The following is a 12,634-nucleotide window of genomic DNA, read 5'->3' on the forward strand; positions in this document are numbered from 1 at the left end:
GTCAGCCAAGAAGAAGTGGCGAAAGATCTCTGGGCCAAACCGTCTGCCAGAAGTCATTCAGGGGGTTGAGTTCAAAGACGGGATCAAGCAGCTTCAAACTGCCGCCTGATGAGGGCCGTCACCAACTTTTGGGCATATCTCGGTAAGCCCTCATGTAGACGCTGCACAGGAAACGCTCGAAACCTATGACTTCGACGTCGACGCCAGCAAGCTAAGTTCCGCACAGGTCTCTTCTCTTGCGCTGCTGAGCGTAGACAGCGACATCCAGCATCCGGGACGTGCAGAAGCACGTGCGAAGAATTCGATCCGCGCGATCTTGAAATAATTGCCCGCGCCCAAAGCCCGAAGCTTCATTCCCCAAGAAGCGTCGGTCAGAAAAGTAAAAAGACCATTACAGCAGCAGTGGTCTTTTCTTGTTTGGGCCAGCTTCTTTGTCCGCAGGGCTTTGTCACGTTAACTCAGCTGAACCAATTATGCCGGCGTAATCCCAGATCAAGCAGGCACAATTTCGAACCATTCAGTGAATGCCTTGGCGCGGGTTTTATGGAGAGTTCGGCGGGAGACCAGATGGCGTTGTAAATTGAAGTGATTGTAGATGGCATCGTGGACGGACAGAAACCGTTGCATCGAGACTGAGCCCTACCGCCGTCAGGCTTTGGGACACCGGACTTTTGGGACAAAACGGACAATAGCTCCGCTTCCCCGGTTTTTCGTCATGGGCTTTTTGTCCGTTTTGTCCCGCAACTGAGACATCGAGAGTGGGCGCAGCGAACGGCCGGTTTGGGGGAATTGTGCTGCACTGCCGCAACTCGGTCGCTGTTTCGACCGGTGTGTCGTAGCAATGTTCGCTGCAAATGCATCAAAGCGGACCTAGCTACGCATCGCAGTGAAAGTCCGCCTCCTGACATTTGTCGTGAAATGAAAGGCGCAGTGCTGAGCGAGAGCTGGCAAAATTGTGGCCGTTCACACCTCAATCCTCACCCATTTTCAACCTGGAGCGCCAGCTGCGCTGTCTTGTAATCGCCAAACGTCATCCGTTCGAAGGTCTCCACACGAGAAAGAAACGGCTTGGTGGTCGCGGCAGCAAAAGTGAGTATAGGTGCCGTACGATATGCGCAACAATCTCTGCGTTATTTACCCCAAGGCCGGGATTTACCTGTCTCAGAACGGGCGTCCGACTTGCGCCGCTTACTTCCAGTGCTTTTCGACATCTGGCGCAGAGCAGCCACACGGTTTTCTGTGGCAGGATGGGTTGCAAAAAGGTTGTCCATCCGCTGCCCGTGTAGAGGGTTGATGATAAACATATGCGCGGTTGCCGGGTTGCGCTCCGCTGACATGTAATCGATTGCTGCCGCACTCCGCTCGAGACCCTCAAGTGCATCCGCAAGCCATATCGGATCGCCGCAAATCTCAGCGCCGATCCGGTCTGCCTCGTATTCTCGACTGCGCGAGATCGCCATCTGAACCAGCATTGCCGCAAGTGGGGCGAGGATCATCATCGCGAGAGTACCTGCTACACCGATCCGTTCACGCGAACCGCCGAAGAACATCGCGAAGTTCGCAAGCATCGAAATTGCACCCGCAAAGGTTGCGGTCACGGTCATGATCGCTGTGTCGTGGTTCTGGATATGCGCCAACTCGTGGGCGATGACCCCGGCCACCTCTTCACGCGACAGGCGTTGCAATAGACCGGAGGTCACAGCAACGGCCGCATTTTCAGGATTCCGACCAGTTGCAAAGGCATTGGGTTGAGCGGCATCAATCAGGTACACTTTCGGCACAGGCAAACCCGCTCTGCCGGACAGTTCTTTGACCAAGACGTTCAGGCCGGCCCGGTCCCCTGGCGCTACGGGTTGCGCATTATGCATCCGAAGCACCATTTTGTCGGAGTTCCACCACGAAAAGGCGTTCATGCCGCCAGCTGCAATAAGCGCGATCGCTGCGCCGCTTCCGCCGCCCAGTAAGTATCCGACACCCATGAAAAGTGCGGTCATTGCCGCCATCAGCATCGCGGTTTTTACGTATCCCATCTAATTCTCCTGGCAATCGTTCCACAAATATGGGGAGCGAATATGCCTTCAGCAATGCCCCAAAAAGTCCTGTAAAGAATGGCGGCGTCGAGTGCGGCAGCTGTCGGGCGCTGATTTGGCACTCTCGGAGACAGCTCTTCAGGGTATTGCGTCTGTCCTGCCTGCCGGATGGGCGCATGGCGCCCGCTATTCAGATGAGCAATGGATTGGACCAGAGCGGCATCGCTGAGAGACAGCAAGCCGCGAAAACCAGTCACGCTTTTAAACTGGTCATTATTTTTAGGTCAGAATACATATACGATCTTGTTCTGGGCGAAGACGCTTAACCCAGACGTCCGTTCAGCTTGAAGAAACCAGCAGGTTGAAACATTTTTGTTGTCTTCTTATCTCCACCGATGATCCCGGCCAGCCCTTCTACAAATATAGAGGTTTTCACCATGACAGATGCGAGTGAAAAAGAGACATTTTCTTTCCAAACAGAGGTGGGGCAACTCCTTGATATCGTTGCAGGGTCACTCTATTCCAATCGCGAAATTTTTCTTCGTGAGTTGGTATCCAACGCCTCTGATGCTTGTGACAAACTTCGGTATGGGTCCCTTACAAATCCATCGCTTGCTGAAAACTCTGGAGAATTCTCAATTTCGCTGGAGGTCGACAAGAAAGCAAAGACACTATCGGTCTCTGATAGCGGCATCGGGATGAGCTACGATGATTTGCTGGAAACGCTCGGAACAATCGCGAGGTCGGGCACGGGCGCGTTTCTTGAGGCGCTGAAGACTGGCGAGAAGGGTGACTTGGGACTGATTGGCAAGTTCGGCGTCGGCTTTTATTCCGCTTTCATGGTTGCCGACCGTGTTGACGTTTTAACGCGCAAAGCAGGTGAGGAAAAAAGCTGGCAGTGGTCTTCGGACGGGAAGGGCGAATTCACAATCGAGCCCGGAGAACGCGAAGCATGCGGCACGACTGTCGTCTTGCACATGAAGAAGGATGCGAAGGAGTTCCTCGAAGAAAGCCGCATTCGCCACATCATCAATACCTATTCCGAACATATCAGCTTCCCAGTGAAGCTCGGTTCAAACACTCTCAATTCGGCTTCTGCGATCTGGACCCGCGCGCCCAAAGATATCACCGAGGAGCAGCATACAGAGTTCTACCATCACACGTCACATGCATTCGATAAGCCGTGGCTTGTCATGCATAACCGCGTCGAAGGTACGGTGAACCACACCAGCCTTCTTTACATACCTTCGACGGCACCGTTCGATTTGTTCGACGCGGAACGTAAAAGCCACGTGAAGCTGTATGTGAACCGGGTCTTTATCTCTGACACAACAAAGGATCTTATTCCTGCCTATCTGCGATTCCTCCGGGGTGTGGTCGATTCACAGGACCTGTCACTCAATGTCTCCCGCGAGATGCTCCAGTCGGATCCAAAACTTGCAAAAATAAAAACCTCGATCACGAAAAAGGTGCTTGGTGAGCTGAAAAAGAAAGCGAACAAGGCTCCGGAAGAATATGAGAATTTCTGGCACAATTTTGGGGCTGTTTTAAAAGAAGGCTTGATTGAGGATCCGTCTTTGCGGGAGAGGATTCTTGAGGTCTGCCGCTTTTCGTCCACCAAAAGCGGTGAATTGACCAGCTTGTCAGACTACGTGAGCCGCTGCAAAGACGGTCAGGAGGCGATATATTACTTGGCCGGGGAAGATGCGAAGAAAATTGCGCATTCTCCCCATTTGGAAGGCTTCAAGGCCAAAGGCGTAGAAGTGCTGCTGTTGTCAGACCATGTTGATGAGTTCTGGCTGCAGCACATCACTGAATTTGAAGGTAAGCAGTTCAAGTCCGTCACGCGGGGAGCGACTAATCTCGACAAAATCACCACTGATGAAAAAGCGAGCGACAAAGAGGATGATGATGAAGCTCCTGATCTCGTTGATCTAATTGCGTCAATTAAGCACGAGCTGGGTGATGCGGTTAAAGATGTTCGCCCGTCAAAGCGATTAACCGACAGCCCTGTGTGCCTGATTGCAGACGAGGGGGACATGGACGTCAACCTTGAGAAACTGCTGAAGCGGCATGGTCAGTTGCAGCAGGATATGCCGAGGGTTCTTGAGTTGAATCCTGACCACCGGATTATCAAAAAACTCGCTGAGCGCGCGAAAGGCACCGAGTCAGCGTCCGATCATTTACTCAAGGATGCCGCTCACTTACTGCTGGACCAGGCACGTATTGCAGATGGAGAAGTGCCGTCCGACCCAGCCGATTTTGTTCGCCGTCTTGGGTCGGTCATGGATAGTGCTTTGTAGGGAAGCGTTTGCGATCACGTGAGATAAGGGTTTTCAGCAGTCCAAATTGAGTGACGAAGATCTTTGAAAACCCGATTGTAAAGTGGTTGTGTTAGTAGCCCTGGTCGCTGATTTAGCAGCGCTTGGTTTGCGCCGCCGCTCCCGATCTAGGCCCTGTTTCCCTGTGTTCACTTCTGGCTCGATAACTGCTAAACATGCAGCGGTTTTTCTGTCTGTTTGTCGCATCTTATGACCCCTTTCCCGGTCCAGGGAAAAAATCTCACAAATCGCTGGGAACATCCCAGGAAACGCGGGTGAACAACTCTCTCGGTTGGTTCAGACACCACTTAGGTTGCGTTACATCAGGTGCTTTGCACGCGACTTCAACGGGCTATCAACTCAGAAAAGTTGCGCGCTACTGCCCCTCGCGGGGTTATTTCCCAGACACCATAATCGGCAATAAAAATATGGATGCGGGTAAGCCCCCTGGGTCTCAGACAACGCGCATCAACTCCCAGAGCTTCTGACTATCCAAGCGACCACGTCTGCCAATTGCCGCGTCATTACTTGATCGAAGGCATCGACCAGACTTTCCGCGTTGGTATCTGTTACAAACGATGAATTGGTGAAACGGTGAGACGAAATCACGATGTCATCTGTGTCGCGCAACAATGTCATGGTCGAGCTTATGACAACTGTTACTCGGTCGTTGATGACCTCAGCCTGAAATGCCCGTAAATCCGTCATAAGCACAAAGTCCGGCGGCGGACCCAGGCCTGCGCTGGTGACAAGGGCGAAGCGGCCCGAGTTGGCAAGCGACCGGACCAACAGCAACTGTACGAGTTCGGTCGTCTCATTGACCCATCGCCCGTCCGGCAAAGACGCGATCTGAAGCGCGGTGGGCTTGATCAGAATTCTGTCGCTGGACAGCGCGCCTGTCGCAGTCGGCAGTGCGACCTCCAACTGGCGTCGGCTTCGGGACGTGGTGACAACACCAGTGGGCAGAGGCGTCAGCTCAAAAGTGTCGAGCGGTGTTGAGGCAGACTGGATGCTGGAAAGGGTAGAACATCCAGCCAATGCCGTTAGTCCAAGGCCTAGGATGCCGTAGCGCAGGGATCTGCGAATGGTCATGTGTGCCTATCTCCTGAATTCGGGAACGTTGTTGCCAAAGAAGAACCGCGCGGGGTCGCGCTCCAGTTTCCTGGCCAACTGATCTAACTGGTAGACCAGTTGCTGCGCTTCGCGGGCGAATTTGGTGAACTCCGGCAGGCCGGTCCGCGCAAAGGTCTGGATTGGCGGCGCGCTGGCTGTGACGGTCTCGTTAATATCCTGGATCACCTCGAGCGCGCGCGCCATAGCGTTGCGTAGATCGGCCGTAATGGCCGGGATATCCTGCGACAGGTTTGTCATTGTTGACTCAAACTGGCCCGCCGCCGTCCGAACGTCCGAGATGGCCGGACCCAGATCTGCCGTGATGACCGTCTCAGCTTCCGCAAAGGTGCGTTCGGCGGTATCAAGCGTCTTCTCTGTCGCGCTCAGCGCCTTGTCCAGGTTGGCCAAGGTGCGATTAGCGTTCTGCAGCGTTTCTGTCGCCGCCTTTAGCGTCGCGTCGCCTGTATCGACCAATGGCTCGAGCCGTTTTGTGAAGGAGGTTACATCGCCTGAGACCTGATCAATAACATCGGTGGCCTTTGTGACGGCTGTTCTGATATCTGCGACGATTGCCGGGATGTCCTCCTGCAGCGTCTTATCCATACCGGAGATAGTCATCTGCATGGTCTTCAGCGTCGCTCTGGCATCGGAAACCAACGCTGTGCCTTCGCCGTCCATCAGGCCTTGGAAGCTGACCGATGCGGACTCAACGGCTGCAAGCGACGTTCGCACCTCCGCAAGGGTCTGGTCGAGCGTGGCAATCGTTGTTTCAAGCGCCACGAACCGGTCCGTCGCTGCGTCCGCCGTGCCGCCAAACTGCTTCAATACCGCATCAAGCTGGGTGCTCAACCCTGTCGTAGCCGTGTCGATGGACTGGATAGCACCGGACAGGTCATCGGCGATCTGCGGAATACGGTTCTTAACAAAAACGTCGACGCCAGAAATTGTGGTTTCGGCAGTTGTGAATGCCGCCGTCGCAGATTGCATCGTTGGCTCGACTTCGGCAATCGCGACCTTCGCGACATCCAATGTTTCGTTGACTTTCAAAAGTGTTGTCTGGATCGTAGAGCCGATCTCATCAAGACGCCCAGTAAATTTAGATATCTCGGCCGTGCCCTCTGCCACAGTACGGGAAATATTAGAGAAATCCGACAAGGCCTGCTCAAGTTGGCCTGAGGCTGCTTCGATGTTCTGCAGCATGTTGGACACGGCTGTCTGGTTCTCTGGCCCCATGACATTTCTAAAATCTTTGATCGCCGCGACGGCTTCAGCCACAAGATCAGGGGCATCCTCGGTAAGCGCCTGAACGACGGACAGTTCGGATTGGATCATCGGAATTACTGTTAGATCAATTGGATCGCGCAACAGAGCCGCCTCCGGACTGCCGCCAGTCAGCGCGACAAACGCGACGCCCGTAACGCCCTGAGAGTTAAGTTGTGCAACAGTGTCGGTCTTGATCGGAGTGTCAGCGGTAACCTCGATCCGAACGCGGACTTTGCTGGGGTCGTCCGCATCCAGCCCCAGACCAATGACCGTACCGACAGACAGTCCATTGTAGCGCACATCCGCCGCCATCCCGAGCCCTGAAGCGCTTTCGAACAACGTCTCGTACCAGGCATACTGGCGGTCGATTTCGACTTTGGCGAACCAGATCAAAAGGCCCAAGAGACCGAGGACACCAAGAACCGTCACCGCTCCGATCAGAACAAAATTGGCCTTAGTCTCCATCCGAAATCAATCCTCAGCCCCAAACCCTGCCGCGCGGGCTCTGGGACCATGAAAATACTCGTGAACCCAAGGATGGTCCACCTTCAACATGTCTTTCATCGTACCTGTCACAAAAACCTTCTTTTCGGCGAGAACGGCGATCCGGTCGCAGACTGCGTGCAGGCTATCCAGATCGTGAGTGACCATAAATACAGTCAAGCCCATGGTCGTCTGCAACTTTTTAATAAGCGCGTCAAATGCGGCGGCACCGATTGGATCGAGACCGGCGGTGGGCTCGTCCAAGAATACAATTTCAGGGTCAAGCGCCAACGCACGGGCAAGTCCGGCACGTTTTCGCATCCCACCTGACAGCTCAGAAGGATATTTATCGCAAGCGATTTGCGGCAGCCCGACCATCGACACCTTAAGCTCTGCAAGAGATCTGCGGGTCTTGGGAGACAGGTCGGTCTGTTCGCGCATTGGGACTTCAACATTCTCGCACACCGTCAGCGATGAGAACAATGCCCCGTCCTGAAACATCACGCCCCAGCGTTGTTCGATCTTCTGGCGTGCCGCGTCCGAGGCGGTCAGCATGTCCGTGCCAAACACGCTGACGTCGCCCGCTTTGGGGCGTATCAGGCCGACGATGGCGCGCAACAGGACGGATTTTCCACTTCCCGATCCGCCGACGACCCCCAGCACTTCGCCCCGATTAACGTCCAGATCCAACCCGTCATGCACGACATGATCTCCGAACTGGGTGCGCAAGCCACGGACCATAATGACAGGTTCGCGAGGTTCAGTCATCAGACACCCAACAAGGCAAAAAAGATCGAGAACATGGCGTCGGCCACAATAACTAAGAAGATGGACAGCACAACGGAGGTCGATGTCAGACGCCCAAGGGATTCCGCATCGCCTCCGACCTTCATGCCCTCATAGCATCCGACGATTCCGATGATGACGGCAAAGAACGGCGCCTTGATCAGACCGACAGCATAGTGCCAAACGTCAACTGAATCGTAGAGCCGGGTCTTGAACATGCCCGGAGAGACATCGAGTTCGATCCAAGACATCATCGCTCCGCCGAGTAGCCCCATGACGTCGGCCACGAAGCCCAGAAGTGGCAGCACGAACACCAACGCCAGCACCCGCGGCAGAACGAGAACCTCAATCGGATCAAGGCCAAGCGTTTGCATTGCGTCAACCTCTTCCCGCATTTTCATCGATCCGATTGCGGCGGTGAACGCTGCCCCCGAACGGCCTGCAACAATGATCGCAGTCAGAAGGATGCCCAACTCGCGCAGAACTGAAATCGCAATCAGGTCGACGACGAAGACCTCGGCTCCGAACTGACGCAACTGAACAGCACCTTGAAATGCCATGACCACGCCGATCAGGAATGCCATCAATGATACGATGGGAATTGCGCTTAACCCGATCTCCTGCATGTGGTGTACAAGTGAGGTAACCCGTAGGCGCTGCGGATGCATAACCAGCCCGCCAAGACGCGCGACGACCAAGCCAAAAAAGCCCAAGATTTCGATCAGCGCTTGAAATGCTAGGTACGTTGCCTCGCCAACACGTTCAAACCAATCAACGACGCCGTGGCGTTCCTTCTTGGCGTCTTCCTTGACGGGGATACTGGCGCGAACGATCTCCAGAAGATCGGATTGCTTTGCCGACTCACCAACGATGTTGCATTGCCCGCCGTGCTCTCGAATTTTACTTTGCACTTCGACGATCAGCCACGCCCCAGCGGTGTCCATGGCCGTTGTCGCCGTCAGATCCAGTGTCACGTTCAACGCAGCTTCGGCTTCGGCGAGTTGCGCACGAAGCTCATCCACCCGTGCGATCACTATCCGGTTTGTCAGCTGAACATTTATAGGATCATTTGACTGCAAAGTGGGCCTCACTGAAGGCAGGAACCAAAGCATGATGACTGAGTGTTGTCAGATGGATCTACGGCTGCCTTTTCCAGGGTAACCGATCATGGGCGTTGATAGATCACCGGTATATGAGCGAGTGTCTGCTATCAAAAATTAGAAAGCAACAAAGTCGGCCCTTTGGGCCTTAGTATGACCTGCAGCGAAGGTCGATATTGAGCCGTTTTTTGTTGAAATAGAAACAAATACTGCAATCACGTTTATTCAAACAAGTTCGCTCAGCATCGCTATATGGTCTGGCCGAATGCCGCAACACCCACCGATGATCTGCACGTCTCGCTGCAGCCAACGGTCGCAATACGCGGCATATCCCGCCGGTGAGATCGTGCCCTCGAAAACCCAATTAGGCTTCACAAATTTACCTGAGTGGGCATAGACACCGACGACGCCCGGCCAGTGTTCATCCGTAATGTCGAGGCAAGCATCTATATATCTAATGTCGGTATGCATGATGGTTACGACGTCGACGTTTTTATCTCCGATGGAAGCAAGCGCATCCTCTAGTGGCTCTCCATTAAGCAGGCACATATTTCCGTTTGTATCTGGCTCACAACTGAAGCCGACCCAGACCGGTAAACCGCTGGTTTGCGCTGCTTCAAGCGTAACAAGCATGCGGTCAATATCTACCATCATTTCAAGCATCAACAGATCGGCTCCCGCGTCGGCCATGATGGCTGCTTGCTCAGCAATGTCGTGCGCGAGTATATTTAAGGAAGGATATTTATTGATAAACGACCAATATGAGATGCCGCCAGCAACCAAGACTTCTGGCTTTTGCTGTGCACGACGCGCCTCGCATGCAAGTTCTACGCCGCGACGGTTGTACTGTTCAAATTGATGTTCGACCTCTGAATCGCCGAGTGTATGTCGCGCTGTCGAGAACGTGTTGGAAATGATAATCTCAGCACCGTGGCCAATATAATCTTCGTGAATTTCGCGCACGATGTCAGGATGGGACAGCGCTCCACCGCCGCTCCACGCATTCTCAAGAACCGGAACGCCACGTCTTTCGGCTTCGGTCCCGGTGCCGCCATCAATTACTATTTGCGCCCCAGAGCGAAGGCGGCGCATCAATCTTTCGTACCGTGTCATACAAATGATCCAAAAATTTACAGCTCTCAATACAACAGAATTCGAGCACCTTTTTTCATGCGAAACCGGTGACCACATCGCAACTGAATTACAAAAAATAGAGTGGCAGGATTATGTCAAGACCAATCGTTTGGTGTCATTCATGCACATTTGGGCTTTGTCCGCACAGCAGACCTTCGTACGAACTCCAGCAAACGCTCGCTAGGAGCCCAAATCGAACTCTTGGATGCGGGCAAGGGAAACGTAAATTAGGTGTCAAACGACGTCCAAAGAGGTGTGGCAAAACCGACTATTCGATCCGCATCCGCGATATACGTGCCACGACTTCTGTTCCCGTATCATCGCTGTCTGATGATACCGCAAGGCCGACCAGGCTTTGCGGCTCTTCTCCAAAAGCCCGTCGGTGGTCTCGAGCAAGGTCGACACGCTCGGAAGCGGTTCCGATACCCACACCCCGTTGAATAATACTACGACCACGCGAGCCCAGATATGGACTGGGTAGCATTTCCCCGCGGGCATGAGCGCCGCCCCAGATATACATCAAGACGCGGGCATCCGGGTTGTTCAATAGCGCCCTTACGCCTTTGCTCTGGGCGCCCTTCGCTGCGTCTTCCGGCAGGAATATGAAGTAGACTGATAGGTTACGGTCATCGCCACCCTTTCGTGAAAGGTCTGTGGCAGGCACAGACCGTTCCACAGCCCATTCCCAAGTGGCCTGTCTCTTGTCCCACATGGTTTCAGGGAGTGACGTCCACAAAAGCGATACGGTACCGTCGGACGTCACGCCAAGGCTGTCACCATTCAGCGCAAAATCGTTGCTAGTGAGCATCGAAAAGCGCTGTTCCTTCCAGCTTTTGCCGAATACGACTTGCTGAGCGCTGGCAAAATTTGGTTCAGTCGCAAGTAGACAGGCAACGACTGTCACTATCTTTTTCATAAACATAATCCTCTTGTGAAGAACCTAGCGCACAAGGCGCGCGTGTCCGCAGAAGAGGCATCAAGTTTGCGTCATTGATCGATCGGAAAAGTCTAGGCGACCGCTTTGTCCGGATTGTGTTAAAAACTCGACGCGCCCCAAAACGTCTCAAAATTTTGGAACAACATTCCTCCAGAATGGCCTTTAGCAAACTGTGCTTGCTATACGGTTGTTTGGCGGCAAGAAATTCTACCGATTTGCCCGTTCCCGGCCGAAAGCCGACTGTTTCCAACAGTATTTCCGCTGTGCGGACCTTAGTGCGAACTGCCGCGAAGGTCCGCTGTCAGCCCTTTATGAAACTAGGCCGTCTGCAACTGGTCAAGCATTGGGCAGGCAACAGAACCACCAGAGCAATTTACGGTGAGTTCGCTCAATGCAGCTTCAAGCATTCTGAGTTCGGCGATCTTTGCGCGCACATTGGCAGTATGAATTTCGGCCATCGTTTTGACCGACTGACAGTCGCCGTCACGGCTCTCTGAAAGAGAGAGCAGCACTTTTGCATCTGCAAGCGGGAAGCCCAGATCACGGCACTTCTTCAGAAAGCGAAGTCGACCTACGTCGCGCTCTGAGTAAAGCCGCCTATTGTTCGACGCGCGTTTCGGCTTTGGAACAAGACCTTCGCGTTCATAGTAGCGGATCGCTTCGATCCCGACGCCGCTTTGTCGGGACGCTTCTCCAATCGCAATCATGTGATACCTCCCCGCTTGCTCCTGTAGCTGCTACAGGACTTATACGTTCTGCTGTTCGCGGTATCTACCGAATTGCGATTATGCCCAAGGAGCGGGAAAATGCAGAAATACCTTAGTCTTAGTTATTTGGGTTCCGTCTCGGCCCTCGGGGTGGCAACTTGCTGCGTCCTGCCCATGGCATTGATGCTTTTGGGATTGGGCGGGAGCTGGCTGGCTGTCTTCGGAAAAATCGCTGCCGCAAGCTACTATGTATTGGCCACTTCTTCGGTCCTTATAGCAGTTTCATGGCTGGTTTCGTTTCGGCGCGGTTCGGCAAATCGGCTAAAGGGATGGTTGGCAGGGAGCACTGCCCTGACAGCTTTGGCTTGGGTCGTCGTTTTCAACGAGGCTCGGATAAACGACTACCTAATTATGCAAATGTGAGATCATGAACATGCAAACCGTCATTCTGGAAAGCACTCTGACCTGCCCATCGTGCGGACACATCGAAAACGAGACGATGCCGTCTGACGCGTGCCAGTGGTTTTACGAATGCAAGGCCTGCGGAACCATCTTGAAGCCAAAGGAGGGCGACTGCTGCGTCTTCTGCTCCTATGCGACCGTGCCGTGCCCCCCTATCCAACAGGGTGAAAGCTGCTGCGGCTAGTCAATCGCATCAATGCCCCCGCGTTGCGGAGGTTGGTCCAATGACGCATGCTTTGAGCCCAAAACGAACCCGTGCTACATTTGGCTCTAATGAGTGCCTCGCGTGGAAGACAAA

Annotated in this window: 11 protein-coding genes; 3 read left to right on the top strand and 8 right to left on the bottom strand. The window is 53.8% G+C overall.

Annotated features, from left to right (window positions below; all coding sequences use genetic code 11):
• Window positions 1-1,130 precede the first annotated feature (1,130 nt).
• Window positions 1,131-2,030: a zinc metalloprotease HtpX gene (gene htpX, locus Q1B15_RS11790; RefSeq protein WP_299753933.1), complete on the bottom strand. Its 900-nt coding sequence runs from the start codon at window positions 2,028-2,030 to the stop codon at window positions 1,131-1,133.
• Window positions 2,031-2,467: 437 nt separating this feature from the next.
• On the opposite strand from htpX, the gene htpG reads away from it, so the two are divergent.
• A complete protein-coding gene (gene htpG / locus Q1B15_RS11795) occupies window positions 2,468-4,333 on the top strand; it encodes a molecular chaperone HtpG (RefSeq protein ID WP_299753934.1) in 1,866 nt (621 codons plus the stop codon).
• A 486-nt stretch (window positions 4,334-4,819) separates the two neighbouring features.
• On the opposite strand, the gene Q1B15_RS11800 is transcribed toward htpG, so the two are convergent.
• The 7 genes from Q1B15_RS11800 to Q1B15_RS11830 all read right to left on the bottom strand — a co-directional run bounded on the left by Q1B15_RS11800 (window position 4,820) and on the right by Q1B15_RS11830 (window position 11,874).
• Window positions 4,820-5,443, bottom strand: coding sequence for an ABC-type transport auxiliary lipoprotein family protein (locus Q1B15_RS11800; protein WP_299753935.1), 624 nt, complete (start codon window positions 5,441-5,443; stop codon window positions 4,820-4,822).
• Window positions 5,444-5,449: 6 nt separating this feature from the next.
• A complete protein-coding gene (locus Q1B15_RS11805) occupies window positions 5,450-7,192 on the bottom strand; it encodes an MlaD family protein (RefSeq protein ID WP_299753936.1) in 1,743 nt (580 codons plus the stop codon).
• Between the two features lie 6 nt (window positions 7,193-7,198).
• Entirely contained in the window at window positions 7,199-7,978 is a 780-nt protein-coding gene (locus Q1B15_RS11810; RefSeq protein ID WP_299753937.1) for an ATP-binding cassette domain-containing protein, read from the bottom strand.
• A complete protein-coding gene (locus tag Q1B15_RS11815; protein ID WP_299753938.1) occupies window positions 7,978-9,108 on the bottom strand; it encodes an ABC transporter permease in 1,131 nt (376 codons plus the stop codon). The genes Q1B15_RS11810 and Q1B15_RS11815 overlap by 1 nt, the downstream gene beginning before the upstream one ends.
• Before the next feature lie 213 nt (window positions 9,109-9,321).
• Entirely contained in the window at window positions 9,322-10,209 is an 888-nt protein-coding gene (locus Q1B15_RS11820; RefSeq protein WP_299753939.1) for a homocysteine S-methyltransferase family protein, read from the bottom strand.
• Window positions 10,210-10,498: 289 nt separating this feature from the next.
• Complete coding sequence (locus Q1B15_RS11825) at window positions 10,499-11,146, bottom strand: DUF3047 domain-containing protein (protein ID WP_299753940.1); 648 nt, start codon at window positions 11,144-11,146, stop codon at window positions 10,499-10,501.
• A gap of 338 nt (window positions 11,147-11,484) precedes the next feature.
• Window positions 11,485-11,874 (bottom strand): helix-turn-helix domain-containing protein, encoded by a 390-nt coding sequence (locus Q1B15_RS11830; RefSeq protein WP_299753941.1) that lies wholly within the window; start codon window positions 11,872-11,874, stop codon window positions 11,485-11,487.
• Window positions 11,875-11,973: 99 nt separating this feature from the next.
• Here Q1B15_RS11830 and Q1B15_RS11835 point away from each other — a divergent pair, with 99 nt between their 5' ends.
• Together Q1B15_RS11835 and Q1B15_RS11840 are read left to right on the top strand one after the other, a co-directional pair.
• Window positions 11,974-12,297: a hypothetical protein gene (locus Q1B15_RS11835; RefSeq protein ID WP_299753942.1), complete on the top strand. Its 324-nt coding sequence runs from the start codon at window positions 11,974-11,976 to the stop codon at window positions 12,295-12,297.
• Window positions 12,298-12,307: 10 nt separating this feature from the next.
• A complete protein-coding gene (locus tag Q1B15_RS11840; RefSeq protein ID WP_299753943.1) occupies window positions 12,308-12,520 on the top strand; it encodes a GDCCVxC domain-containing (seleno)protein in 213 nt (70 codons plus the stop codon).
• Window positions 12,521-12,634: the final 114 nt, after the last annotated feature.

The organism is uncultured Boseongicola sp. (assembly GCF_937988555.1).
Lineage (GTDB): Bacteria > Pseudomonadota > Alphaproteobacteria > Rhodobacterales > Rhodobacteraceae > Boseongicola.

Coding starts and splice junctions, on each gene's coding strand:
- Q1B15_RS11830 (WP_299753941.1), bottom strand. CDS start 11,874: ATGATTGCGATTGGAGAAGCGTCCCGACAAAGCGGCGTCGGGATCGAA.
- htpX (WP_299753933.1), bottom strand. CDS start 2,030: ATGGGATACGTAAAAACCGCGATGCTGATGGCGGCAATGACCGCACTT.
- Q1B15_RS11815 (WP_299753938.1), bottom strand. CDS start 9,108: ATGCTTTGGTTCCTGCCTTCAGTGAGGCCCACTTTGCAGTCAAATGAT.
- Q1B15_RS11805 (WP_299753936.1), bottom strand. CDS start 7,192: ATGGAGACTAAGGCCAATTTTGTTCTGATCGGAGCGGTGACGGTTCTT.
- Q1B15_RS11825 (WP_299753940.1), bottom strand. CDS start 11,146: ATGAAAAAGATAGTGACAGTCGTTGCCTGTCTACTTGCGACTGAACCA.
- Q1B15_RS11820 (WP_299753939.1), bottom strand. CDS start 10,209: ATGACACGGTACGAAAGATTGATGCGCCGCCTTCGCTCTGGGGCGCAA.
- htpG (WP_299753934.1), top strand. CDS start 2,468: ATGACAGATGCGAGTGAAAAAGAGACATTTTCTTTCCAAACAGAGGTG.
- Q1B15_RS11835 (WP_299753942.1), top strand. CDS start 11,974: ATGCAGAAATACCTTAGTCTTAGTTATTTGGGTTCCGTCTCGGCCCTC.
- Q1B15_RS11800 (WP_299753935.1), bottom strand. CDS start 5,443: ATGACCATTCGCAGATCCCTGCGCTACGGCATCCTAGGCCTTGGACTA.
- Q1B15_RS11810 (WP_299753937.1), bottom strand. CDS start 7,978: ATGACTGAACCTCGCGAACCTGTCATTATGGTCCGTGGCTTGCGCACC.
- Q1B15_RS11840 (WP_299753943.1), top strand. CDS start 12,308: ATGCAAACCGTCATTCTGGAAAGCACTCTGACCTGCCCATCGTGCGGA.